Origin of the sequence: Kocuria turfanensis (genome assembly GCF_001580365.1) — a bacterium.
In the GTDB taxonomy this organism is placed as follows: domain Bacteria; phylum Actinomycetota; class Actinomycetes; order Actinomycetales; family Micrococcaceae; genus Kocuria; species Kocuria turfanensis.
The window spans coordinates 1,503,633-1,527,229 of sequence record NZ_CP014480.1; the positions used below are offsets into that span (position 1 = coordinate 1,503,633).

The following is a 23,597-nucleotide window of genomic DNA, read 5'->3' on the forward strand; positions in this document are numbered from 1 at the left end:
GCGATGACCGAGCACACTCCCTCCCCTGCCGAGACCCCTGCCGAAGAGCCCGCTGAAGTGAGCGCCCCGGAGAGCACTCCCGAGAGCGCCGCCGAGAGCGCCGAGAAGACGTCCGAGGAGCCTGCCGAGGAGGCCGCCGGAGAGCACGCCGGGGGCGCCGGCCAGGGCCCCGTCCCCGAGGCCTTCCACCGCCGGCCGTACTCCTTCGTGCGCCGCGGCGACCGCCTGACCGCCCGCCGCCAGAAGGCGTGGGACGACTGGGCGCCCACGCGCGTGCTGGACGTCCCGCGCGTGCGCACCGACACCTCCGTGCACCCCGACCACGAGTTCGACGCGGCCGTGGCCTTCGGGCGCCAGGCTCCCCTGGTCGTGGAGGTCGGCTCCGGGCTGGGCGAGGCCGTCGTGCACGCCGCCGCGCAGGACCCCGCCCGCGACTACCTCGCCGTCGAGGTGTACAAGCCGGGGATCGCGGACCTGCTGCTCAAGGCGGGCCAGGCCGGCGTGGACAACGTCCGGGTGGTCCAGGCCAACGCCCCCGAGGTCCTGGAGCACATGCTCGCCCCCGCCTCGGTCGACGAGCTGTGGGTGTTCTTCCCGGACCCGTGGCACAAGACCCGCCACCACAAACGGCGCCTCGTCTCCCCGGCCTTCGCCGAGCTGGCCGCACGGGTGCTGGCCCCGGGTGGGCTGTGGCGGCTGGCCACGGACTGGCAGGAGTACGCCCTCGTGATGCGCGAGGTCCTGGACGCCGCCCCGCAGTTCGAGAACCTGCACCCGGGTCCGCTCGCCGACGACGAGCACCCGGACGCGGGCTGGGCCCCCCGCTGGGAGGGCCGGGTCCTGACGAGCTTCGAGCGCAAGGCCCGGGAGGCGGGGCGCGTGCCGCGCGACCTGACCTACCGCCGGCTTCCGTGAGCGCGGCGGCCTCCCCGGACGGCTTCGTCGTCGTGCCCCCGGGCGATCCCCGCACGCGGCCGCTGCTGGAGGGCCTGCACCGGGAGTACGTGGCGCGCTACGGTCCGTCGATCGGTGCGGAGGAGATGGAGCACCACCCCGTCGACGAGTTCCGGGCGCCCACCGGAGGCCTCGTGCTGCTGCTCGAGGGCGGGCTGACGGTGGCCGGCGGCGCCTTCCGGAGGCACGACGACGTCACGGCCGAGCTCAAGCGCATCTGGACGGACCCCGGGCACCGCCGGCGGGGGTTCTCCCGGCGGGTCCTGGCCGAGCTCGAGCGGCTCGCCGCCGCCGCCGGCTACCGGCGCATCTACCTCACCACCGGCAACCGCCAGCCCGAGGCCTACGCCCTGTACCGGGACAGCGGGTACGTCGCGCTGCCCGGCGTCGCCCACAGCTACGCGGACGGCGTGTACGACGTGGGCTTCGAGAAGCACCTGCGCTGAGCGGCGCCCGCGCCGCTCAGCGCACGGGACGGAGAGCAAGAGCACGGGGTGGCAGGACGCACGGTCGGCGTGACGCCCGGGGCAGCAAGCACCCGGCTCCAGCAGCGCCCGAGCCGGGGAGTCGGCGCACGGAGAGCGCCCGACGTCCGCGCCGACGGCGGGCGGCTCAGCGCTCCTGCTGCCGCGGCGGCCGGTACAGCACCACGGCCTGGGAGATCTTGCGGGCCCGCGGGCGGGAGCCGCGGGCCATCCGCACCACGTCCCCGCCGACCCCGGCGGCGAAGATCCGCGAGGACTCCTCGGCCCGCTCGCGGGCCTCGTCGAGCTCCTGGGACAGCTCCGCGACCCTCGCCTGCAGGGCCGCGACCTGGTTCTCCAGCTGCAGGATGCGCCGGATGCCCTCCAGGGAGACGCCCTGCTGGGAGAGCACCTGGATCTGCTGCAGCTTCTCGATGTCCCGCTGGGAGTAGCGCCGCGCCCGGCCCGGCGCGCGGGAGGGCTTGACCAGGCCGAGCCGGTCGTACTGGCGCAGCGTCTGCGGGTGCATCTCGGCGATCTCCGCGGCCACGGAGATCACGAAGAGCGGCTGGTCGGCGTCGAGAGCCATCTCAGACCCGTGCCTTCGTGGCCAGGCCCGCCCGGGGGTCGTCGTCGGCGGTCGCCTCCGCGAACGCGCGGACCGCGGCCTCGGCCGCCTCGTCCAGGTGGGCGGGCACGTGCACCTCGACGGTCACGATCAGGTTCCCGGTGCCCTTGGCCGTGCTGAACCCGCGGCCCTTGACGCGGAAGCGCCGGCCCGACGACGTCCCGGCGGGCACCTTCAGCCGCACCGTGCCGCCGTCCAGGGTGGGCACCTCCACGGTGGCGCCCAGGGCGGCCTCGGGGAAGGTGATCGGCACGGTGACCTCGACGTCGTCCGTGCCGTCCACGCGGGTGAAGAACGGGTGCGAGCCCACGTGCACGGTGACGTACAGGTCGCCGGGTCCGCCGGGGCCGGAGTGGCCCTTGCCGGCGAGCTTGAGCTTCTGCCCGTCGCGCACCCCGGCCGGGACGCGCACCGTGGTCTCCTGCCCGTTGCCGCGACGCAGCTTCACGGTGGTGCCGTGCACCGAGGAGCGGAACGGGATGGTGGTCTCCGTGCGGATGTCCTCCCCGCGGGTGGGCGGGGACTGGTAGCCGGTCCCGGGTGCGCCGTAGCCGCCCTGGCCGCCGAACTGCGAGAACAGGTCCTCGAAGCCGCCTGCCCCGCCGAAGCCTGCCCCGCCGGTGGAGTAGCTGGTCCGCCGGCGGCGGCCGCCGCCGCCGGCGCCGAAGATGTCGCCGAAGAGGTCCTCGAAGTTCGCGGAGCCGCCCGCGCCGGCCGGGCCGCCGGCCGTGAAGCGGGCACCGGAGCCCATGGCGCGGATCGCGTCGTACTGCTTGCGCTCCTCCGGGTCGGAGAGCACGGAGTTCGCCTCGGTGATGTCCTTGAACCGCTGCTCGGCCTCCGCGTCCCCGGGGTTCTGGTCGGGGTGGTACTGGCGGGCGAGCTTGCGGTACGCCTTCTTGATGTCCGCCTCGGACGCGTCCTTGGAGACGCCGAGAATGCTGTAGAAGTCCTTGTCGATCCAGTCCTGGCTGGCCATGACGCCTCCTTTCTGTGGGGCCGGTGGGGGTCCTGACGAGCAGCACCCGGTGGAAGTCCTGGGGTCGCCCCGGCGCGGCGCCGGGACTGGGGGGACGGGAGGGGAGGCCCGTGGACAGGCCTCCCCTCCCGCGCCGGTCAGGCCGGGCCCGGCCTCACTCGGCGACGGCGACGGCCACCTGGGCCGGCCGCACGACGCGCTCGCCGATCCGGAAGCCGGAGCGCAGCACCATCGAGACCTGGTCGGGCTCGACCTCGCTGGTGGGCTGCTGCAGCACCGCCTCGTGGACGTTCGGGTCGAACTTCTCGCCGACCGCCCCGATGCGGGTCAGTCCCTGCCGGACGAGGATCTCCTCCAGCTTGTTCGCGATCGACGCGAACGGGCCGTCGGTGAGGTCCCCGGCCTGGCGGGCCGCGTCGATGTCGTCGAACACCGGCAGCAGGGTCTGCAGGAGGTCGCCGGTCACGAACGTGCGGAGCTGCTCCTTCTCTCGGGCCGTGCGGTGCTTGAAGTTCACGAACTCGGCCTGCAGCCGGCGCAGCTCCTCGAGCCGCTCGGCGGCCAGCGCCGCGGACGGGTCCTCCTCCGTGGCCGCACCGGCGTCGGCGGAGCCGGCGTCGGTGGACTGCGGGGTCGAGAGGATGTCGTCCACGGTCAGGCCCTCCGGCCCGGCCTCCTCCGGGGAGCCGGGACCGGAGTCCTGCGCGGCCTGCTCGTCGGGGTTCCCGGTGGAGTTCTCGAAGGCGTTCTCCGCCGGGTTCTCGTCGGGTCCTGGCGTGGGATCGGGCATGCTCACTTCTTCTCGTTCTCGTCGTCGACGACCTCGGCGTCGACGATGTCCTCGTCACCGGCCGAATCGGCGGCGCCGGCACCGGGGGCGCCCTCGGCGCCGTCGGCCTGCGCCTGCGCGTAGAGGGCCTCGCCGAGCTTGGTCTGGGACTGCTGGAGCTTGTCGTAGGCCGACTTCACGGCGGCCTCGTCCTCACCCTCGAGCGCCTGCTTCAGGGCCTCGACGTCGGCCTGGACCTCGGACTTGACGTCCGCGGGCAGCTTCTCGTCGTTGTCCTTCAGCAGCTTGTCCACGGAGTACGCCTGCTGCTCCGCGTTGTTCCGCAGGTCGGCGGCCTCCCGGCGCACCCGGTCCGCCTCGGCGTTGGCCTCGGCGTCCTTGACCATGCGGTCGATGTCCTCCTTGGAGAGGGAGGACCCGCCCGTGATGGTCATCGACTGCTCGGTGCCGGTGCCCTTGTCCTTGGCGGAGACGTGGACGATGCCGTTGGCGTCGATGTCGAAGGTGACCTCGATCTGCGGCATCCCGCGCGGGGCGGGGGCGATGCCGGTCAGCTCGAAGGTGCCCAGGTTCTTGTTGTCCCGGGTGAACTGGCGCTCGCCCTGGAAGACCTGGATGGACACGGAGGGCTGGTTGTCCTCGGCGGTGGTGAAGGTCTCGGACCGCTTCGTGGGGATGGCCGTGTTGCGCTCGATGAGCTTGGTCATCACGCCGCCCTTGGTCTCGATGCCCAGCGACAGCGGGGTCACGTCGATCAGCAGCACGTCCTTGCGGTCGCCCTTGAGCACACCGGCCTGGATCGCGGCGCCGACGGCGACGACCTCGTCCGGGTTCACGCCCTTGTTCGGCTCCTGGCCGGCCAGGCGCTGCACGGTCTCGGCGACCGCCGGCATGCGGGTCGAGCCGCCCACCAGGACCACGTGGTCGATGTCGGACACGGAGATGCCGGCCTCGGCGATGACGTCCTTGAACGGCTTCTCGGTGCGCTCCAGCAGGTCCCGGGTCAGCTCCTCGAACTTGGCGCGGGTGAGGCGCTCGTCCAGGTGCACCGGGCCCTCGGGGGTCACGGAGAGGTACTGCAGGGAGATGTTGGTGCTGGTCGCGGAGGACAGCTCCTTCTTGGCCTGCTCGGCGGTCTCCTTCAGCCGCTGGAGGGCGATCTTGTCCTTGGACAGGTCGGCGCCGGTCTTGGACCTCACCTGCGACAGCAGCCAGTCGACGATGCGCTGGTCCCAGTCGTCGCCGCCCAGCCGGTTGTCACCGGCGGTGGCGCGGACCTGGATGGTGGAGAAGTCGTCCTCGTCCTTGCCGACCTCCAGCAGGGAGACGTCGAAGGTGCCGCCGCCGAGGTCGAAGACGAGGATGAGCTCGTCCTCCTTGCCCTTCTCCAGACCGTAGGCCAGGGCCGCGGCGGTGGGCTCGTTGACGATGCGCAGCACGTTCATGCCCGCGATCTCGCCGGCCTCCTTCGTGGCCTGGCGCTCGGCGTCGTTGAAGTACGCCGGGACCGTGATCACGGCGTCGGTGACCTTGTCGCCCAGGTAGGACTCGGCGTCGGTCTTCAGCTTCATGAGGATGCGCGCCGAGATCTCCTGCGCGGTGTACTTCTTGCCGTCGATCTCCTTCGACCAGCCGGTGCCCATGTGGCGCTTGACCGAGGCGATGGTGCGGTCGACGTTGGTGACGGCCTGGCGCTTGGCGATGTCACCGACCAGGGTCTCGCCGTCCTTGGAGAAGGCGACGACGGACGGGGTGGTCCGGTTGCCCTCGGCGTTGGCGATGACGGTGGGCTCGCCGCCCTCCAGCACGGACACCACGGAGTTGGTGGTGCCGAGGTCGATTCCTACTGCACGAGACATGGAGTGTTCTCCTTCGGGTCGAGCTGAACCGGGCGGGCCGTGGTGGCCCCGTTGAGGTCCCGGAGGTCTCAGGTCTTGAGTTTTCCTGGCTCAAGTCTGCCACGTGAGCGTGCGGTGTCAAGTTAACTTGAGCCCACTCGACTCAACTCGGGGGTTCGGTGGTGAGTTCCCACCCATCCCGTTTCCCCCGGATCCCGCGTTGGTAGAATGTGGTGCTTGTGCCCGCACTCCCGGGCACTACTCGACACCTCCGGGCCCGACCCGCACGCAACCGCACGCACCGACAGGACACCGCACGCACCCCGACACCTCTGGAGCCCCTGTGAGCACCCCGCCACCCCATACCCCGCACAAGCCCGCGCCCTCCCCCTCGCCCCGCCGGGGACGGCCCCGTGAGGTGCTGCGCGAGATCAACTATCCGCACGGCATCCACCCCGCCCTCGTCCCCGGCCTCGCCGTCGAGGACCAGAGGCTGCACTACGGCACCGACCGGGTCGTCTTCTTCGTCACCGCCGCCCTGATCGTGGCCTTCGTCGCGTGGGGCGTGCTCTCCACCGAGTCCCTGACCGCGGCCTCTTCGGCCGCGCTGACCTGGGTGACCGGCAACACCGGCTGGTTCTTCACCGCCCTCTCCACGGCCGCCGTCCTGTTCATGCTGTTCATCGGCTTCAGCCGCACCGGCCGGATCCCGCTGGGCATGGACGACGAGAAGCCGGAGTACTCCTTCTTCTCCTGGCTGGCGATGCTCTTCGCCGCCGGCATGGGCATCGGCCTCATGTTCTACGGCGCCTCCGAGCCGCTGAGCCACTTCGGCGCGGGCATCCCCGGCTTCGGGGCGGAGGCCGGCTCCGAGGAGATGACCGTCTACGCCCTGGTCCAGACGGCCTTCCACTGGGGCCTCAACCCGTGGGCCATGTACGCCGTGGTCGGCGCGGCAGTGGCCTACGGTGCCTACCGTCGCGGCCGTCCCCCGCTCATCAGCCGGATCTTCGTCCCCCTGATCGGCCAGCGGCGCGCCGAGGGCGGCCTGGGCAGGCTCATCGACGTCTTCGCGATCTTCGCGACCCTCTTCGGCACGGCGGCCTCCCTGGGGATCGGCGCCCTCCAGATCGCCCGCGGCCTCGAGCTCGTCGCCGGATGGGGCCCGATGGGCAACGGCGGGTTGATCGCGGTCATCGCCGTGCTCACCGCAGCCTTCGTCGTCTCCGCCGTCTCGGGCGTGGCCCGCGGCATCCGCTACCTCTCCAACACGAACCTGCTCCTGGCGTTCCTGCTGGCCCTGTTCGTCTTCGTCGCCGGCCCCACCGTGCTGATCCTGGACCTCGTGCCCGCCGTGTTCAGCACCTACCTGCACGAGTACCTCTGGATGACCGGTCAGACCGGCGGCTGGGGCGAGGACGCCACCGGGTTCGCGGGCAGCTGGACCGTCTTCTACTGGGCCTGGTGGCTCTCGTGGTCGCCGTTCGTCGGGATGTTCATCGCCAAGATCTCCCGCGGGCGCACCCTGCGCCAGTTCGTCACGGTGGTCCTCGTGGTCCCCTCCTCGATGTGCATCCTGTGGTTCGTGGTGATCGGCGGCACCGCCACGTACCTGCAGCGCACCGGGACCGACCTCGCGGCGGCCGGCGGCCAGGAGGCCGTCCTGTTCGGGATGCTCGACGCTCTCCCGCTGGGCGCGATCACCTCGGTGCTCGCGATGGTCGTCATCGCCATCTTCTTCGTGACGAGCGCGGACTCCGCCTCCATCGTCATGGGGACCCTCTCCCAGCGTGGCCGGCCCGAGCCGAACCGACTGGTCGTGGTCTTCTGGGGCCTGTGCCTCGGAGCCATCGCGGCCATCATGATGCTCGTGGGCGGTGACGACGCCCTCACCGGCATGCAGAACCTCGTGACCGTCTCGGCCCTGCCCTTCGCCGTGGTCGTCGCGTTCCTCATGGTGGCGTTCTACAAGGACCTCCGCAGCGACCCGGCCACGATCCGGCACGCGTTCGCCGTCTCGGCCATGAGCAAGGCCGTCATCCACGGCATCGAGGAGCACGGCGACGACTTCGCGCTGCAGGTGGAGCACGCCGCGGGTGCCCGTGCGGCCGGCGAGACCTTCGACTCCCACGACCCGGCCGTGACCGACTGGTACCGGCGCGTCGACGAGAACGGCGAGGAGATCGACCTCGAGGCCGAACGCGCGGAGGGCCCGGACGCGGGTGCGGAGCACGTGGAGAGCCCGGGGGCGGGCCCGGAGCGCAAGCTCGACCCGGCGGGCCCCCGGTCCTGAGCCCGTGCCCACGAGTGCGGCCGTCGCCCCCGGGCGGCGGCCGCACTTCTCGTCGCGGGGCCGTCCGGCTTAGACTGCCCGCTATGTATTCGATCGTGGCTGTGTGCACCGGCAACATCTGCCGCTCGCCCATGGCGGAGTTCGCCCTGCGCCGCGCCTTCGAGGCCGCCGGCCTGGGCGAGCGAGTGCGCATCGACTCCGCCGGCGTCAGCGACGAGGAGCTCGGCAACCCGGTCGACCCGCGGGCCGGGGACCTGCTGCGCCGTGAGGGGCTGGACGCCTCCGCGCACTCTGCCCAGGTCTTCGACCCGGCCCGGTTCGCGGACCGTGACCTGGTGCTCGCCCTGGACGTCGTCCACTGGCGGCGCCTGCGCGCCCTTGCCCCTGACGCCCCCACTGCCGCGAAGGTGCGCCTGCTCCGCGAGTTCGACCCCGCCGTCGCCGGCTCCGAGCACAGCGAGCTCGGCATCTACGACCCCTGGTACGGGGGCGCCGAGGACTTCGAGACCACCTACGGCATGATCGCCGCCGCCGTGCCGGGGGTGGTCCGCGCCGTCGCCGAGGAGCTCGACGCCGCGGTCCCCGGCGCCGGCCGCGCCCACGACGCCGGACACGCGTGATCGACATCGAACTGGAGCTGGACCCGGCGGTCGCCGCGGCCCACCCCGCCGGCACCAACCTGGCCCGGCTGCTCCCCGCCCCCACCCGACGCCCCTGGCTCGTCGGCATCGACGGGCGCTCGGGCGCGGGGAAGACCAGCCTGGCGGAGCAGCTCGCCGAGGTGCTGCGACCCGTGCGGGACGTGACCCTCTTCCACATGGAGGACCTCTACCCGGGCTGGGACGGTCTCCGCCTCGGCACCCGGACCTACGTGGAGGAGGTCCTCACCCCCCTGCGCGCCGGCCTGGACGCCGAGTGGAGCGCCTGGGACTGGGTCACCGGCTCCCCGGGCACCCCCCGCCTGACGCGGGTCGCGGAGGTGGTCGTCCTGGAGGGCGTCGGAGCCTGCTCGGCCGCCGCCCGGGCCCTGCTGGACGTCTCGGTCTGGGTCGAGCTGCCCACCGCGCTGCGCTACGACCGGGCCCTGAGCCGGGACGGCGCCTACTACGCCGAGCACTGGGAGCAGTGGGCCGCCCAGGAGGACGCCTACCTGGCGGAGGACCACGTCTGGGAGCAGGTGGACATCCTGCACCCCGGCCCCGTCCACTGAACGGGCACCCGCATCGACAGGAGGCAGCCGTGACCAGCACCGTCGTCGTCCTCGACGCCGCCCACCCGGAGGGGGTCCTCGCCGATCCCGCCGTCCCGCTCGTGCGCATCGACGACCAGGGACTCACCCGGGGGGACGGGGTCTTCGAGAGCCTGCGCGCCGTCGACGGGCGGGTGCAGAAGTTCGCCGTCCACCACCGGCGCCTGTCCGCCTCGGCTCGCCTGGCCCAGCTCCCGGTGCCCTCGGCGCAGGAGCTGCGGCAGGCCGTCGAGCTCGGGCTCGCCCACGCGGCCCCCGGTGGGGACGGAGGGCTGGGCGCCGAGCACAGCGTCAAGGTGGTCGTCAGCCGCGGCACCCCCGAGGCCGGCCCGTGGTCGTGGGTGGCGGTGAGCCCCGTCCCGGAGTCCACCTTCCGGCAGCGCCGGGAGGGGGTCTCCGCGGTGCTGCTGCCCCGCGGCCACGACCCGGCGCAGGACGCCGGGTACCCCTGGCTGCTGCCCGGGGCCAAGACGCTGTCCTACGCGATCAACATGGCCGCCCTGCGCCATGCCCGTTCCCTCGGCGCGGACGAGGCGATCTTCACGGCCCCGGGCGGCCGGGTGCTGGAGGGGGCCACGTCCTCCGTGGTCTGTGCCCGCGTGCACGAGGGCGTCCGCACCCTCGTGACCCCGGAGCCCTCGCACGGGATCCTCCCCGGCACCACGCAGGCCACGATCTTCGACGCCGCCCGGCGCGACGGCTGGGAGCTGGGCCACGGACCGCTGCAGTCCGCCGACCTCCTGGCGGCGGACGCCGTCTGGCTCGTCTCCAGCGTGCGGCTCGCCGTGCCGGTGCACCGGCTCGACGCCCACCCGCTGCCCGTGGACCCGGAGCTCACCCGCCTCGTGACGGACTGGGTGGCCCGGGCGTGAGGGGCGCTGGGGACGGCATCACGGCCGGGTGCCCTCAAGTGTGACGGCCACGGGTTGCAGGCAAGCGTGGCAGGACCGCGCAGGGGTGCCGGGGAGGTCCCGGGGGTTGACCGGCACGGACGCGCCCGCGTGACGTGCCGGGGCGAGTGCCGTGCCGGGGCGAGTGCCGTGCCGGGGCGAGTGCCGTGCCGGGGCGAGGACGCGCGGGCCTGACGGACAAGGGCCCCCAGACGCGGCGCCCCGGCGTCACGCCCAGATGAACCGGTGCGTCCCGAGCAGGACGGAGACCGCCGGACCCGCGACGGCCACGGCGGCGCACCCGGCCAGCACCACGGCGTCCCGCCAGGAGTGTTCCGGGACCCGCGCCCACGTGCGCGGGCCCGCGCCGAAGCCGCGCGCCTCCATGGTCACCGACAGCCGGGTGGCACGGCGCAGGGACTGGACCAGCAGGGTGAACGCCTGCCCGCCGAACTCCCGCAGCGCGCCCACCGGGCCGTGCCCCGAACCGGCGCCGCGGGCCCGGCGGGCCATCGCCAGCGTGGTCCACTCGGTGAGCATCACGCCCACCAGGCGCAGGGCCGCCAAGGAGGCCAGCACGAACCGCGCGGGCAGCCGCACCGTCTGGGCCAGTCCGTCGGCGAGGTCGGTGGGATCGGTGCTGAGCACGACGAGCAGGCCCGACAGCGCCAGCGCGAGCCCGCGCAGGGCGATCGCCGCGCCCGCGGCGACCGAACCGGCCGAGATCTCGGTGATCCCCAGGTCGAGCAGCACGGGCCCGGAGTCCTCGGCGAGCAGGGCCGTGCCCCATCCGCTCACGAGTGCTGCCAGGAGCAGGGGCCAGGCCCGCAGCAGCTGCGCCGGCGGGCGCCGCCCGGCCAGCGTCAGCAGCAGCACCTCGCCCAGGAGCACGATCCCCGACGTCACGGGATCCGCGCTGAGCAGCAGCGTCACGGTCAGGGCCAGGGCGCCGGCCAGCTTCGCCACGGGATGGGCGCGGCCCAGCAGGGAGCACCGGGCCGCCGGACCGATCGCGGGCGCGCTCACCGCACCTGCTCCGTGGCCGGGAGGATCCCCGGCGCGGGCGTGCCCGGCTCCATCGCCGGGCCTCGTGCGGGAGCACCGGATTCCGCCACCGCATCCCTTGCGGGAACACCCGGATCCACCACCGCGCCCCCTGCGGAAACACCCGGCACCCCCACCGCGCCCCCTGCGGAAACACCCGGCTCCAGCAACGTGTCCGGCGCGGAGGTGCCCAGCTCCAGCACCTCGGCCCCGAGCGCCCGCACGAAGTCCTCGTCGTGGGTGACCGCGAGCACGGCCGTGCCGGCGTCCACGACCTCCAGGAGCAGGTCCACGAGCTCGGCCCAGGTCAGGGCGTCCTGGCCGAAGGTGGGCTCGTCGAGCACCAGGACGTCCGGGTCGGTGGCCAGCACCGTGGCCACCGACAGCCGCCGCTTCTCGCCGCCGGAGAGGGTGAACGGGTTCGCGTCCGCCAGGTGGGTCAGCCGCAGCCGGTCGAGCAGCTCCTCCGTGCGGCGGTCCCGTTCGGCCGCCGGGGTGCCCGCCAGCCGGGGTCCGAGCTCGAGCTCGGCCCGCACGGTGGCGCACAGGAACTGGTGCTCGGGCTCCTGGAAGACCGTCCCGACGCGGGCCACCAGGTCCGGCCCGGCCCACTCCAGCGGGTCCGGTCCGGCACCGCGGGCCAGGGGCGAGTGCGCGGTCACGGTCCCGCGCACGGGCGCGAGCAGGCCCGCCAGCGTGAGCGCGAGGGTCGACTTCCCGGCGCCGTTGGCGCCCGTCACCGCGAGCGCCCGGCCCCGGAGCAGGTCCAGTGCGACGCCGGTCGCCGCGACCGGGAGGTCCCGGCCCGCCGCGGCATCGCTCAGCGGACGGCCGCGCCGCCGCGCCCGGCGCCGGGCGCGCAGCTGCCGTGCGGAGGGCTGGGTGCGCGAGACGGCCAGCGCCGACGCGCTGAGCAGCGGCTCCGCCTCCTCCCGGGGACGCGCGGGCGCGCGGGTGGGCGGGACCCGGCCGGGCACCCAGACCCCGTCGCGGCTCAGCTCGTCGGCGGCCTCCCCCAGGACCTGTGCCGGGGACCCGTCGTGCGTGATCCCCCCGTCGCGGCCGAGCACGACGACACGGTCCACGACGTCGGCCCACACCGCCACACGGTGCTCCACGACCACGAGTGTGGCCCCGCTGCGGTCCAGGCACCGTGCCACCGCGTCCCGGACCTGCCGCACCCCGGCGGGGTCCAGGTTCGCGGTGGGCTCGTCGAGCAGGAGCAGCCCCGGGCTCATCGCCACGGCACCGGCGAGCGCCAGGCGCTGCTTCTGCCCGCCGGACAGGGCGGCGGTGGGGTGGTCGAGCGGCAGGGGCAGCCCCACGTCGTCGAGGGCGGCGCGGACCCGCGGCCAGATCTGCTCCCGGGGCACCGCGAGGTTCTCGAGGCCGAAGGCGGTGTCGTCCCCGATCCGGGACAGCACCACCTGGGACTCGGGGTCCTGCTGCACGAGCCCGGCGCGTCCCCGTGCCCGGTCCGGGTCCGTGCCGTCGAGCAGCAGCTCCCCGTGGAGGGAGAGCCCGTCGTCGTCGTGCAGGACTCCCGCGAGGGCGTGCAGGAACGTCGACTTGCCCGCCCCGCTCGGCCCCAGCAGCAGCACCCGCTCCCCCGGCTCGACCACGAGGTCGATGCCCTGCAGGGCGGGGGCGTCCCGGCCGGGGTGGTGCCAGCCGAAGCCGCGGGCCTCGACGCGGGCCCCCGCGGCGGTGGGCGTACCGGGAGGGCGCACCGCCGCGGCGGTCATCGTCGTGCGGCCCGGCCCGAGGCCAGGCCCTGCAGCACGCCGGTGGCTGCGAGCGCCTTCACCACGGCCCACATCAGCAGGCCGGCGAGCACCGCGCCCGAGAGGGCCGCCAGGACCACGTAGACCACCTGGTGTCCGAGGGCCCACTCGTAGTTGTAGATGATGCTCTCGTTGACGCCCAGGAAGATGCCGCTGACCGCGCCCGCCGCGGCGGCCACCGCGGCGTTGTAGCGGCGGTAGCGCACCGCGGCGAAGACCAGCTCGGCCCCGATGCCCTGGATGAGGCCGGACAGGATCACGGTCCAGCCGAAGTGCGTGCCCAGGAAGCCCTCGATGACCGCGGCGAGCAGCTCGCAGAACAGCGCGGCGCCCGGCTTGCGGATGATCAGACCGCCGAGCACGCCGGCCACGAGCCAGCCGCCGGCGATCAGCCCCACGGCGGGCGGATAGGCCACCGCGGCGGCGCCGACCACGGGGTAGAGCAGGTTCGACCACGCCCAGAAGACGACCGCGCACACGGCGGCGAGGACGGCGGCCACGACGATGTCGACGACCCGCCAGGACGAGGCCCCGGACGCACGGTTGCGGCCGGCGGGACGGTGCGTGGTGGTGTTCATGGTGCGTTCCTCCTGGGCTCAGCGAGCCATCGGTGCCAGGAGGGGAAGGGTCCGCGCGGACACGGCCGGAGCTCACGTCCGCGAGCCACCCCTGAGGTGCTCGACTCCCTTCGCCGGTGCTAACCGGAGCAGGTTCGAGGGTCTGCGGTGATCCGCACTCTCAGCGCTGTGCCGCCGTTGCCGGCGGGGTGCGCTCCCCTGTCGTTTCAGTGGCACCGAGTCTACCCCTCCCCTGGCCGCACTGCCGCACGCGCTGTCACCGGGACCGTCCCCCGCGCTGCCGCCAGGACCGTCACCGGGACCGTCGCCCGCACTTCCGCCAGGACCGTCACCGGGACCGTCCCCCGCGCTGCCGCCAGGACCGTCACCGGGACCGTCGCCCGCACTTCCGCCAGGACCGTCACCGGGACCGTCGCCCGCACTTCCGCCAGGACCGTCACCGGGACCGTCGCCCGCACTTCCGCCCGGGCTGCCGACCGCACGTCAGCCCTTCCGTCCATGCCGCGGCGCGTCCACCGGACGACGAAGGGGCCCGTCCGTCCGGGCACCGATGCGGTGTCCGGACGGACGGGCCCCCTCGCGAGGTGGCCGCCGGGGATCAGACCTCGGCCTGGCTGGAGGCCTTGGGGTTGTTCCGGGGCTTGTTCTCCATCTTCGCCACCTGGCGGGAGATCGCGACCTTGATCACCGTGCCGACGAGGCCGGTCACGAGCGACCATATGATGATGCCGGTCCACGCCTCGTCCGGGTCCGGGTTCTTGGCGGGGGGCGGGTCCCCCGTGATGCGCGTCCACGCGGCACCGAGCACCTTGTGCGAGAGCGCCACGCCGCCCAGCGAGAGGCCGGTGCCGGCGAGTTCGAGGATCTTCGTGTTCATGGACTGCTGCTCCTTGTCGTCGGGGCGGCGCGGATGCGCCCGTCGATCGTGCCCAGCCTAACGCGTCCTCCCGGATCCGTCAGTCTGCTGTCCGTCGGCGCGCTGCCCGTCCGCGTTCGGCGGCTCGGTGAGGATCGAGTCGCTGAGGGCCGCGTCGCTGAGGGCCGGCTCGGCGGGAGCAGGCTCGGCCGCGGCCGGTTCGCCGCCGCCCCGCTCGCCGGCACGGTTGAGCACCTCCTGCAGGTCGTCCTGCGTGAGGGTGGCCCGGTTGAGGTGCTTGGTGCGGTAGGTGGAACGTCCGACCATGTGCGCCGAGACGGGCACGGTGAGCAGCTGGAAGACCCAGCCGAGAATGATCAGCGGGATCATGACCGGGTCCCGGTTCTCCAGGGCGACGGCGGTGAGCATGAGCAGCAGCCCGAACACCTGCGGCTTGGTCCCCGCATGCATGCGGGTCAGCAGGTCCGGGAAGCGGACCAGCCCGATCGCGGCGGCCAGGGACATCAGCGCTCCGAGGACCAGGCACACGGCCGCGGCGGCGTCCAGGACGGTGTCCAGCACGGGGCTCACTTCCCGTGCTCGGCGGTCTGGGTGGCGAAGCGCGCCACCGTCACGGCGCCGATGAACCCCACCAGGGAGACGATCACCATGAGGATGAGGTTGTTGAGATGGCCGTGGTAGGCCATCTCCACGGCGAGCGACGCCGCCACGATGGCCAGCAGGACGTCGGTGGCCACCACCCGGTCCAGCAGCGACGGTCCCTTGGCCAGCCGGTACAGGGTGCCCGCGGCGGCCGCGCTGAGCAGCACGGCGGCGACGGCCACGGCGATCTCCATCACGGGCGGTCCTCCTCGGTGGTCTGGGGGGTCTCGGTGGCCTGGGGGGTCTCGGCGGTCCCGGTGGGGACGTCTCCTCGCCGGCCGCCGACGATCTGCTGCCCGGCCGTGACCGGGGAGCTGATCGCCGCGCTGTCCCGCTGCTCGGCCTCCGCCCCGCCTCCGCCGCGCCGTTCGGCCCGCAGAGCGGCGAGCTCCTCCCGTGTGCCCATGATGCGGATCCACGCGGCCTCGACCTGCCGCGCCGACCGCCGGAAGGACTCGGCCTCCTCGGGGGTGCGGACGTTGAGCGCGTGGAAGTAGAGGGTGGACCGGGCGCGGTCCACCTCCACGAGGATGGAGCCGGGGATCAGGGCCATGGTGTGGCCGGTGGCGGTGAGCAGCAGGTCCGAGCGCGTGCGCAGCTCCACGCCCACGACCGCGCTGCGGGCCCGCGGACCCACGAGGATCGCCACGAGCATGACGTCCACGCTGGCCTTGGCGACCTGCCACACGAAGGTCACGGCGAAGAGGGCGGACTGCAGCAGGTTGAACCGGCCCGAGAGCTGCACCGGGGGCAGGTAGAGCACCCAGGTCACGAGCAGCGCCAGCACCGCGCCGAACAGCAGGTTGCCGAGGCCGAAGTCGCCCCACAGGGCGCCCCACACGAGCACCAGCCACACCAGCAGCGGCAGCTCGACGAGCAGGGAGTTCTTGGGACGCGAGCTCACGGGGCCTCCTCCACCACGGGGCGGGGAACCGATCCGGGGTCCAGGACGGCCGCGACGTAGTGCTCGGGGCGGACGAGGTTCTCCGCCGCGTTGTCGGCGAGCTGGAAGATCGGTCCGGCGAAGACGGTGAGGGCGACGCCCACCACGACGAGCGCGGAGGCGCCGCCGAGCATGGAGGGCGACATCAGCCGCACGTCGCCCTTGCCGGCGAACTGCCCCTCCTGGTCGTCGACGGATCCGGAGGTCAGGAGGAAGCGCGAGCCCGCCGGGACCGGGGCCAGCAGGATCGGGTCCGGGTACTCCGCGTCCTCCGGGGTGCGCAGGAACACGCGGTTCCACACGCGGATCATGGCCAGCAGGGTCAGCAGGGACACCGCCACGGAGCCCGCCACCAGCACGTACGCGAGCGGGTCGCCCTGGTTCACGCCGGCCTGCAGCAGCCCCGTCTTGCCGAGGAAGCCGGAGAACGGCGGGATGCCGCCCAGGTTCAGCGCGGGCACCAGGTAGAGCAGCGCCAGCAGCGGGGAGATCTTGGCCATGCCCGCGAGCCGGTCCACGTTGGTCGACCCGCCGCGGCGCTCGATCAGCCCGGCCACCAGGAACAGGCTGGTCTGGATCACGATGTGGTGGGCCACGTAGTAGACCGTGGCGGACAGCGCCTCCTGGCTGCCCACGGCCACCCCGAAGATCATGTAGCCGATGTGGCTGATGAGGGTGAAGGACAGCATGCGCTTGATGTCGATCTGGGCGAGCGCGCCCAGGATGCCCACCACCATGGTGAGCAGCGCCACCCACATCAGCAGGGTGTCGAGCCGCTCCCCGGGGAACAGCACGGTCTCCGTGCGGATGATCGAGTAGACGCCCACCTTCGTCAGCAGCCCGGCGAACACGGCGGTGACGGGGGCGGAGGCCGTCGGGTAGGAGTCCGGGAGCCAGAAGGACAGCGGGAACACCGCCGCCTTGATGCCGAAGGCGATGAGCAGCATGACGTGCAGCTGCATCTGGGTGCCCACCGGCAGGTCGGCGAGCTTCACGGAGAGGTCGGCCATGTTGATGGTGCCCGTGGCCGCGTAGACCATGGCGATGGTGATCAGGAAGAGCACCGAGGAGATCACGGAGACCACCACGTAGGTGACGCCCGTGCGGATCCGCTGGACCGTCCCGCCCATCGTCATGAGGACGTAGGACGCGGTGAGCAGGATCTCGAAGCCCACGTACAGGTTGAACAGGTCACCCGCGAGGAAGGCGTTGGAGACCCCGGCCACGAGGATGAGGAAGGAGGGGTGGAAGATCGAGATCGGGCCCTCCCTGTCGCCGTCGGCCACGCCCTGCCCGCTGGCGTAGACCAGCACCGCGAGCGAGACCACCGTGGAGACCACGAGCATCAGCGACGAGAGCTGATCGACGACCATGACGATGCCCCAGGGCGCCGCCCAGCCGCCCAGGTGAACGGCCTGGGGACCGACGTCCCAGGTGCTCACCAGCACCGCGGCCTCGACCACGAGGGTGAGCACCAGGGAACCGATCGCCACGGCCCGCTGCAGCGCGTTGCGCCGCAGCAGCACGAGGCTCAGGGCCGCGCCCAGGAAGGGGATGATGACGGCCAGCGGAGCCAGCTGCGCGAGGTGGACGGTCATCGGGCCCCCTCCCGCCGGGGCCCGGGGAGACCGGGCGTCTCGAGGTCCTCACCGAGGTCCTCGCCGAGGCCCTCGCCGGGGCCCTCGCCGCGGGGCGACTCCTCGAACTCGGTCGTCTCGGCGGGCACCTCGGCGTCGTCCTCCACGTCGTAGGAGGACTGCCGGGCCACGCGCCGGTCCTCCACGTCGTCCTGGATCTCGTCGCGGCGGCCGAGCACCCAGGAGCGGTAGATCATCCCGAGCAGGAACGCGGTGACGGCCAGCGAGATGACGATGGCGGTGAGGATCAGCGCCTGGGGCAGCGGATCGCTGTAGTCCTCCGCGGCGATCGAGCCGTCGTAGAGCGGGGCGAAGCCGGGGACGCCGCCCGCGTGCAGGATCAGCAGGTTCGTGCCGTTGGTGAGCAGCATCAACCCGAGCAGCACCCGGGTGAGCGAGCGCTCGAGCAGGAGGTACACCCCCACGGCGTAGAGCACGCCCATCACGACCAGCAGGGTCAGGTTCACGCTCATCGGTGCTCGCTCCCTTCGTCGGGCCCCGCCCCGGCGGTCGTGACCGGGGTGGGTGAGGTCGCCGACGTCGCCACGGACGACCCCGCGGTGACCCGGCGCTGCCGGGTGACCCGGATGCGGGTGCCGCGTCCGGGCGTCCTCCGGCGCCGGCGCACGGCGTCCTCCTCGATCCGCTCGTCGATCCGCCCGCCCAGCGAGCGCAGGATGTCGAGGACGAGCCCGACGACGATCAGGTAGACCGCGACGTCGAAGACCAGTGCGGACACGAACTTCTCGTGGCCGAAGACCGGCAGCTCCACCTCCACGGTGTAGCTCTGCATCACGGAGCCGCCCAGGAACACCGGGGTGAGGGCGTAGAGGGCGGCGAGCGCCAGTCCCGTCCCCAGCATCGTGCCCGCGTTGATGGGGGTGGCGCGCTCCAGCTCGAAGCGCCCGCCGGCGAGGTAGCGCACGGTCAGGGCCAGTCCGGCCATCAGCCCGCCGGAGAACCCCCCGCCCGGGTCGTTGTGCCCGGCGATCAGCAGGTAGAGCGAGACCATCATGAACGTGTGGAAGAGCAGGCGGGTGACCACCTCGAAGATGATCGAGCGCCGTTCGGGCGCCAGGGTCCGCCCCGCCAGCAGGTAGGGATCCTCCGGGTCCTCGGGGGAGCGCCGGTCGACCACGGCGTCCAGCTGCGCGCCGGACGGGGCCACGGCCGCGGCGCTGCGCCGGCGCAGGATCCGCAGCTGCTCGGTGTCCGGGTCGTCGCCGGAGCGCACGATCCGGTCCCCGCGGCCGGTGACGAAGATCAGGGACGCCACACCGGTCGCGGCGAGCACCAGCACGGAGATCTCCCCGAAGGTGTCCCAGGCCCGGATGTCCACCAGGATGACGTTGACCACGTTCTGCCCGTCGCCCAGCTCGTAGGCCATCCGCGGCAGCTCCAGGGAGATGGGCTCGGCCGTGCGCGAGGAGATGCTGAAGGCCGCCAGGGCCATCATGAACAGTCCGAAGGTCACCGCGATGGTGCCGCGCAGGAGCCGGCGCCCGGCGGGGTTGCGGTGCCACAGCGGCGCGGGCAGCGAGCGCAGCGCCAGCACGAACGCCACGAGCAGGATGGTCTCCACGAGCGTCTGGGTCAGGGCGAGGTCCGGGGCACCCTGCAGGGCGAACATCAGGGCCAGGCCGTAGCCCGTGACCGAGACCAGGAGCACGGCCAGGAAGCGCTTCTTCGCCAGGGGCACCAGCAGGGCCGCCACGACCATGGCCGCCCCGGCGATCAGCTGGGCCGGCCCGTCCGAGAGCCGCAGGGCGCCCAGCGGCGGGGTCTCCTCCACGACCAGGGCCACGAGGGGCACCACGATCGCGGTGACGAGGATGACCGAGAGGTAGAACATCAGCGAGCCGCGCTGGGTGCGCCCGGTGATCCACACCGCGACCAGGTCCAGGACGTTGATGGTCCGCCGGTAGAGGAGCTCCCCGGGCGGCAGCGAGGGCAGCGCGCGCTGGAGATCGGCGACGGGGCGCCGGGCCAGGAACATCAGCAGCCCGCCCGCGACGACGACCGCCGACAGGGCCAGGGCCGGGGTGAACCCGTGCCACAGGGCGAGGTAGAACTCGTGCCCGCCCGGATCGGGGAACTGGTCCACGTAGGGCTGGAGCATGGCGTTGACCGGCTGCGGCCAGAGCCCGTACGCCACGGTGAGGCCGGAGAGCACGAGCGGGGCGGCCAGGAAGCCGGGCTCGACGCGCTCCATGTCGCTGATCACGGCCTTGCCGCCCACCCCGGCGTCGAGCTCGGAGAACTCCGCGGACTTCTGCGCGAAGCCGCCCCACAGGAAACGGGCGCTGTAGGCGAAGGTCAGGACCGAGCCCAGCACGAGACCGGCGAGGACCGTGGTCCCCGCGGCACTGTCCATGTCGTGGGCGAACGCCGTCAGCACCGACTCCTTGGCCACGAAGCCGGCCAGCGGCGGCAGCCCTGCCATGGACGCGGCGGCCACGGCCGAGACGGCGAACAGCACCGGCACCCGGTGCGCCAGCCCGGAGAGCCGCCGGATGTCGCGGGTGCCCGCGCGGTGGTCGATGATGCCGACCACGAGGAACAGCGTGGCCTTGAACAGGCCGTGCGCCAGGAGCATGGCCATGCCCGCCTGCGCGGTGTCGGCCGCGCCCCGGCCCACGACGACGACGAGGAAGCCGAGCTGGCTCACGGTGCCGTAGGCGAGGATGAGCTTGAGGTCGTACTGCCTCAGCGCGGCCCAGCCGCCGAAGAGCATCGTGCCCAGGCCCAGGACCATCACCGTGGGCTGCCACAGCGCCGTCTCGGCGTAGCCGGGGGCGAACCGGGCCACCAGGTAGACGCCGGCCTTGACCATGGCGGCGGCGTGCAGGTACGCGGACACGGGCGTGGGTGCGGCCATCGCGGCGGGCAGCCAGAAGTGCAGCGGGATCAGGGCGGACTTGGTCGCGGCGCCCACGAGGAGCAGCAGCACCGCCACGTCCACCAGAGTGCCGCGCTGGGCCAGCTCGGGGGCCGCCGCGAGCACCTCGGAGATCCGGTAGGTGCCGGCGGCCTGTCCCAGCATCACGATGCCCACGAGCATGGTCAGCCCGCCGGCCGTGGTCAGCACGAGCGCCTGCAGGGCCGCGCGCCGGGCGGACAGCCGGGCCCGGCTGTAGCTGATGAGCAGGAAGGACAGGACGGTGGTGATCTCCCAGAAGACGAACAGCACGAGCATGTCGTCGGCGGTCACCAGTCCGAACATGGCCCCGGCGAACGCGAGCAGCTGGGCCCCGAAGCCCCCGAGGTCACCGGCGCCGGGCTTGAAGTAGTGGGCGCAGTAGAAGAGGACCAGGGAGCCGGCCCCGAGCACGAGCAGGGACATGGTCCAGGCCAGGGCGTCCATCCGCAGGACCAGGTCCAGGCCCAGGGAGGGGATCCACTCCGCCCCCTCGGTCCATCCGCCGTCCGGGCCGTACACGCGCGGGGCGGAGGCCAGCAGCCACAGGAAGCCGGCGAGGGGAACCGCCGCCAGCAGGTAGAAGGCGCTGCGTCCCATCCGCGCGAACAGCAGGGGCGCGACCGCGGCCACCACTGCGTGGAGCAGGAGCACAGCGGTCATCAGGCGCCTCCGGAGGTCGGGGAAGGGATCGGCGGACGGGCGTCGTGGGGTCCGGACGCGGGCACGGAGGACCGGTGCAGGCACAGGAATTCCGGGGCGCGCCCGGGGGATCCAGCCTACCAAAGGGGCCCCACGGCCCTCCGCGGAGGCCCGCGGCCAAGACCTGGACGTGCCCGGTCAATTGCCTGGGCATTCGCTCCGCGACGCCGGGACAACGAGTTCCGGCGAGGCCGACGCCCCGGCGGGGCACCGCGGGCCTAGCATGACTGCCATGGACACCGCGCCCCCTGGTTCGCCCTCCCCGCCGTCCGCTCCGCCCGCGGAGCCCTTCACGCCCCGCCGCTCCCACGTGTGGGCCTGGAGCCTGTGGGACGCCGGGTCCGCGGCCTTCAACGCCGTGATGACCACCTTCGTGTTCACCGTCTACCTCACCGGCGACCCCTTCGGCGGGGAGGACCACGCCTCCCAGGTGCTGGGCTTCGGGATCGGCGCCGCGGGCGTCGTCGTGGCCCTGCTCGCCCCCGTGGTCGGGCAGCGCAGCGACGGCGCCGGGCGCCGGAAGCTGTGGCTGGGCGTCAACACGATGCTCACCGCGCTGCTCACCGCGCTGTGCTTCCTGGTCTACCCGCAGTACCCGTTCCTCTACCTGGGTGTCGCGCTGCTGGCGCTGGCCAACGTCTTCGACGAGTTCGCCGTGGTCAACTACAACGCGATGCTTCCCGGCATCGCGGGCCGCGAGCACATCGGCCGGGTGAGCGGGCAGGGCTGGGCGCTGGGCTACTTCGGCGGGATCGTGGCGCTGTCGATCGTCCTGTTCGGCTTCGTGAGCCCCGGGTTCCTCGGCATCCCCGAGGAGGACGCGCTCAACGTGCGCGCCGTCGCACTGTTCTCGGGCCTGTGGATCGCCCTGTTCTCGATCCCCGTCCTGCTCGCGGTGCCCGAGATCCGCCCCGCGCACCGGGGCCCGCGCCCGTCCGTGGCCCGCTCCTACCGGCAGCTGTGGGCGACCCTGCGCGAGCTGTACCGGGACGCCCCGCAGACGCTGTGGTTCCTGCTCTCCTCCGCCGTGTTCCGGGACGGGCTCAACGCGGTGTTCACGTTCGGCGGCGTCATCGCGGCCGGGACCTTCGGCTTCACCCTCACCGAGGTCATCGTCTTCGCGATCGTCGGGAATGTGGCCGCCGGCGTGGGAGCGCTCGCGGGCGGACAGCTCGACGACCGGGTGGGCCCCAAGCGCGTCATCGTCGCCTCCCTGGTCTGCATTCTGCTGGCGGGGACCCCGCTGCTGTTCCTGGACGGCACGGCCGCCTTCTGGGTCTGCGGGCTGCTGCTGTGCCTGTTCGTGGGTCCGGCGCAGTCGGCCTCCCGGACGTTCCTGGGCAGGCTCACCCGCACCGGCCACGAGGGCGCCCTGTACGGCCTCTACGCCACCACGGGCCGGGCCGTGAGCTTCCTGGCGCCCACCCTGTTCGCCGTGTTCGTCTCCGTGCTCGGCGCCCAGCGCTGGGGGATCCTGGGCATCCTGCTGGTGATCGGCGCGGGCCTGCTCCTGCTCCTCGGCGCCCGGGACCCCGAGCGCGCCCGGGGCCTCGGCGGCGCGGGGACCGCGCAGGGCACCTGAGCCACCGCGGAAGGGAGCACCGCAGCGCAGCCCAGAGCGGAGCGGGAGCTCCGGGGCGGGGAGCGAGGACTGCGGACCGGGCGCCCCGGCACGGAACGGGGCCTCCCGCGGGGTCCGGCCGCCCGGCACGGGACCGGGGTCCGGGTGGCAGCCCGGTCCTCAGATGCGGGTGCGGGAGAACCCGAGGTGGCTGCGCGACGCCGTCGGGCCCCGCTGTCCCTGGTACCGGTTGGCGTAGGCGCCGTCCCCGTACGGGTGCTCGGCGGGCGAGGACAGCCGGAAGAAGCACAGCTGCCCGATCTTGGAGCCGGGCCACAGCTTGATGGGCAGCGTCGCCATGTTGGAGAGCTCGAGCGTGACGTGCCCCGAGAAGCCCGGGTCGATGAACCCGGCGGTGGAGTGCGTCAGCAGCCCGAGCCGGCCCAGAGAGGACTTGCCCTCCAGGCGGGCGGCGATGTCGTCCGGGAGGCTCACCTTCTCGTAGGTGGAGCCGAGAACGAACTCCCCGGGGTGGAGCACGAAGGCCTCCTCCGGGTCGACCTCCACGAGGCGGGTGAGCTCCGGCTGCTCCACCGAGGGGTCGATGTGCGCGTACTTGTGGTTGTCGAAGAGCCGGAACCAGCGGTCCAGCCGCACGTCGATGCTGGCCGGCTGGATCAGGGCGGGGTCGTAGGGCTCGAGGACGACCCGGCCGCCGTCGAGCTCACGGCGGATGTCGCGGTCAGAGATCAGCACGGTTCCCAAGGTAGCGCACCCCGCTCCCCCGGACCCCGTTGCCCGGTCCTGACCGGCCGCGGCAGATCGTG

The 23,597-nt window shown here is 73.1% G+C and carries 22 protein-coding genes and 1 riboswitch; of the genes, 7 read left to right on the plus strand and 15 right to left on the minus strand.

Annotation, left to right across the window (positions count from 1 at the left end; all coding sequences use genetic code 11):
- Positions 1–3 precede the first annotated feature (3 nt).
- Both trmB and AYX06_RS06905 read left to right on the plus strand, forming a co-directional pair.
- Positions 4–915 (plus strand): tRNA (guanosine(46)-N7)-methyltransferase TrmB, encoded by a 912-nt coding sequence (gene trmB, locus AYX06_RS06900; protein ID WP_232319415.1) that lies wholly within the window; start codon positions 4–6, stop codon positions 913–915.
- Complete coding sequence (locus AYX06_RS06905) at positions 912–1,400, plus strand: GNAT family N-acetyltransferase (protein ID WP_062735143.1); 489 nt, start codon at positions 912–914, stop codon at positions 1,398–1,400. The genes trmB and AYX06_RS06905 overlap by 4 nt, the downstream gene beginning before the upstream one ends.
- Before the next feature lie 166 nt (positions 1,401–1,566).
- On the opposite strand, the gene AYX06_RS06910 is transcribed toward AYX06_RS06905, so the two are convergent.
- The 4 genes from AYX06_RS06910 to dnaK all read right to left on the minus strand — a co-directional run bounded on the left by AYX06_RS06910 (position 1,567) and on the right by dnaK (position 5,674).
- Positions 1,567–2,007, minus strand: a complete 441-nt coding sequence (locus AYX06_RS06910) for a heat shock protein transcriptional repressor HspR (RefSeq protein WP_062735144.1) — start codon at positions 2,005–2,007, stop codon at positions 1,567–1,569.
- Position 2,008: 1 nt separating this feature from the next.
- Positions 2,009–3,025, minus strand: coding sequence for a DnaJ C-terminal domain-containing protein (locus AYX06_RS06915; protein WP_062735145.1), 1,017 nt, complete (start codon positions 3,023–3,025; stop codon positions 2,009–2,011).
- Between the two features lie 154 nt (positions 3,026–3,179).
- Positions 3,180–3,815: a nucleotide exchange factor GrpE gene (locus AYX06_RS06920; protein WP_062735146.1), complete on the minus strand. Its 636-nt coding sequence runs from the start codon at positions 3,813–3,815 to the stop codon at positions 3,180–3,182.
- Positions 3,816–3,817: 2 nt separating this feature from the next.
- Entirely contained in the window at positions 3,818–5,674 is a 1,857-nt protein-coding gene (dnaK, locus tag AYX06_RS06925; RefSeq protein WP_062735147.1) for a molecular chaperone DnaK, read from the minus strand.
- 322 nt (positions 5,675–5,996) lie between these two features.
- Here dnaK and AYX06_RS06930 point away from each other — a divergent pair, with 322 nt between their 5' ends.
- From AYX06_RS06930 to AYX06_RS06945, 4 genes are all read left to right on the plus strand, one after another.
- Complete coding sequence (locus AYX06_RS06930; protein ID WP_232319416.1) at positions 5,997–7,946, plus strand: BCCT family transporter; 1,950 nt, start codon at positions 5,997–5,999, stop codon at positions 7,944–7,946.
- Positions 7,947–8,029: 83 nt separating this feature from the next.
- Positions 8,030–8,566, plus strand: coding sequence for a low molecular weight protein-tyrosine-phosphatase (locus tag AYX06_RS06935; protein WP_062735149.1), 537 nt, complete (start codon positions 8,030–8,032; stop codon positions 8,564–8,566).
- On the plus strand, positions 8,563–9,156 hold the full coding sequence (locus AYX06_RS06940) for a uridine kinase family protein (RefSeq protein WP_062735150.1): 594 nt from the start codon (positions 8,563–8,565) through the stop codon (positions 9,154–9,156). Before AYX06_RS06935 ends, AYX06_RS06940 begins: the two co-directional genes overlap by 4 nt.
- A 29-nt stretch (positions 9,157–9,185) precedes the next feature.
- Positions 9,186–10,067, plus strand: coding sequence for an aminotransferase class IV (locus AYX06_RS06945; protein WP_062735151.1), 882 nt, complete (start codon positions 9,186–9,188; stop codon positions 10,065–10,067).
- A 246-nt stretch (positions 10,068–10,313) separates the two neighbouring features.
- Here AYX06_RS06945 and AYX06_RS06950 read toward each other — a convergent pair whose 3' ends face one another.
- The 10 genes from AYX06_RS06950 to AYX06_RS07000 form a co-directional block, all read right to left on the minus strand.
- Entirely contained in the window at positions 10,314–11,111 is a 798-nt protein-coding gene (locus tag AYX06_RS06950; RefSeq protein ID WP_062735152.1) for an energy-coupling factor transporter transmembrane component T family protein, read from the minus strand.
- Positions 11,108–12,874: an ABC transporter ATP-binding protein gene (locus AYX06_RS06955; protein WP_062735153.1), complete on the minus strand. Its 1,767-nt coding sequence runs from the start codon at positions 12,872–12,874 to the stop codon at positions 11,108–11,110. The genes AYX06_RS06950 and AYX06_RS06955 overlap by 4 nt, the downstream gene beginning before the upstream one ends.
- Positions 12,871–13,491 (minus strand): ECF transporter S component, encoded by a 621-nt coding sequence (locus AYX06_RS06960; RefSeq protein WP_062735154.1) that lies wholly within the window; start codon positions 13,489–13,491, stop codon positions 12,871–12,873. The genes AYX06_RS06955 and AYX06_RS06960 overlap by 4 nt, the downstream gene beginning before the upstream one ends.
- A gap of 88 nt (positions 13,492–13,579) precedes the next feature.
- Positions 13,580–13,701: riboswitch (TPP riboswitch) on the minus strand.
- Between the two features lie 388 nt (positions 13,702–14,089).
- A complete protein-coding gene (locus tag AYX06_RS06970) occupies positions 14,090–14,368 on the minus strand; it encodes a DUF4235 domain-containing protein (protein WP_062735156.1) in 279 nt (92 codons plus the stop codon).
- Between the two features lie 57 nt (positions 14,369–14,425).
- Positions 14,426–14,929, minus strand: a complete 504-nt coding sequence (mnhG, locus tag AYX06_RS20430; RefSeq protein ID WP_307725490.1) for a monovalent cation/H(+) antiporter subunit G — start codon at positions 14,927–14,929, stop codon at positions 14,426–14,428.
- A 5-nt stretch (positions 14,930–14,934) separates the two neighbouring features.
- The gene (locus AYX06_RS06980) at positions 14,935–15,207 is read right to left on the minus strand and encodes a monovalent cation/H+ antiporter complex subunit F (RefSeq protein ID WP_062735158.1); all 273 of its coding nucleotides are present in this window, start codon (positions 15,205–15,207) and stop codon (positions 14,935–14,937) included.
- The gene (locus AYX06_RS06985; RefSeq protein ID WP_084271493.1) at positions 15,204–15,914 is read right to left on the minus strand and encodes a Na+/H+ antiporter subunit E; all 711 of its coding nucleotides are present in this window, start codon (positions 15,912–15,914) and stop codon (positions 15,204–15,206) included. The genes AYX06_RS06980 and AYX06_RS06985 overlap by 4 nt, the downstream gene beginning before the upstream one ends.
- Positions 15,911–17,551 carry a Na+/H+ antiporter subunit D gene (locus AYX06_RS06990; RefSeq protein WP_062735159.1) on the minus strand — a complete coding sequence of 547 codons (1,641 nt, stop codon included), beginning with the start codon at positions 17,549–17,551 and terminating at the stop codon, positions 15,911–15,913. The genes AYX06_RS06985 and AYX06_RS06990 overlap by 4 nt, the downstream gene beginning before the upstream one ends.
- Positions 17,548–18,063 (minus strand): Na(+)/H(+) antiporter subunit C, encoded by a 516-nt coding sequence (locus AYX06_RS06995; RefSeq protein ID WP_062735160.1) that lies wholly within the window; start codon positions 18,061–18,063, stop codon positions 17,548–17,550. The genes AYX06_RS06990 and AYX06_RS06995 overlap by 4 nt, the downstream gene beginning before the upstream one ends.
- A complete protein-coding gene (locus AYX06_RS07000) occupies positions 18,060–21,170 on the minus strand; it encodes a Na+/H+ antiporter subunit A (protein WP_062735161.1) in 3,111 nt (1,036 codons plus the stop codon). The genes AYX06_RS06995 and AYX06_RS07000 overlap by 4 nt, the downstream gene beginning before the upstream one ends.
- A gap of 271 nt (positions 21,171–21,441) precedes the next feature.
- Here AYX06_RS07000 and AYX06_RS07005 point away from each other — a divergent pair, with 271 nt between their 5' ends.
- Complete coding sequence (locus tag AYX06_RS07005) at positions 21,442–22,791, plus strand: MFS transporter (protein WP_062735162.1); 1,350 nt, start codon at positions 21,442–21,444, stop codon at positions 22,789–22,791.
- A 159-nt stretch (positions 22,792–22,950) separates the two neighbouring features.
- Here the strand turns inward: AYX06_RS07005 and dcd are convergent, their stop codons facing one another.
- Entirely contained in the window at positions 22,951–23,526 is a 576-nt protein-coding gene (dcd, locus tag AYX06_RS07010; protein WP_047804492.1) for a dCTP deaminase, read from the minus strand.
- Positions 23,527–23,597: the final 71 nt, after the last annotated feature.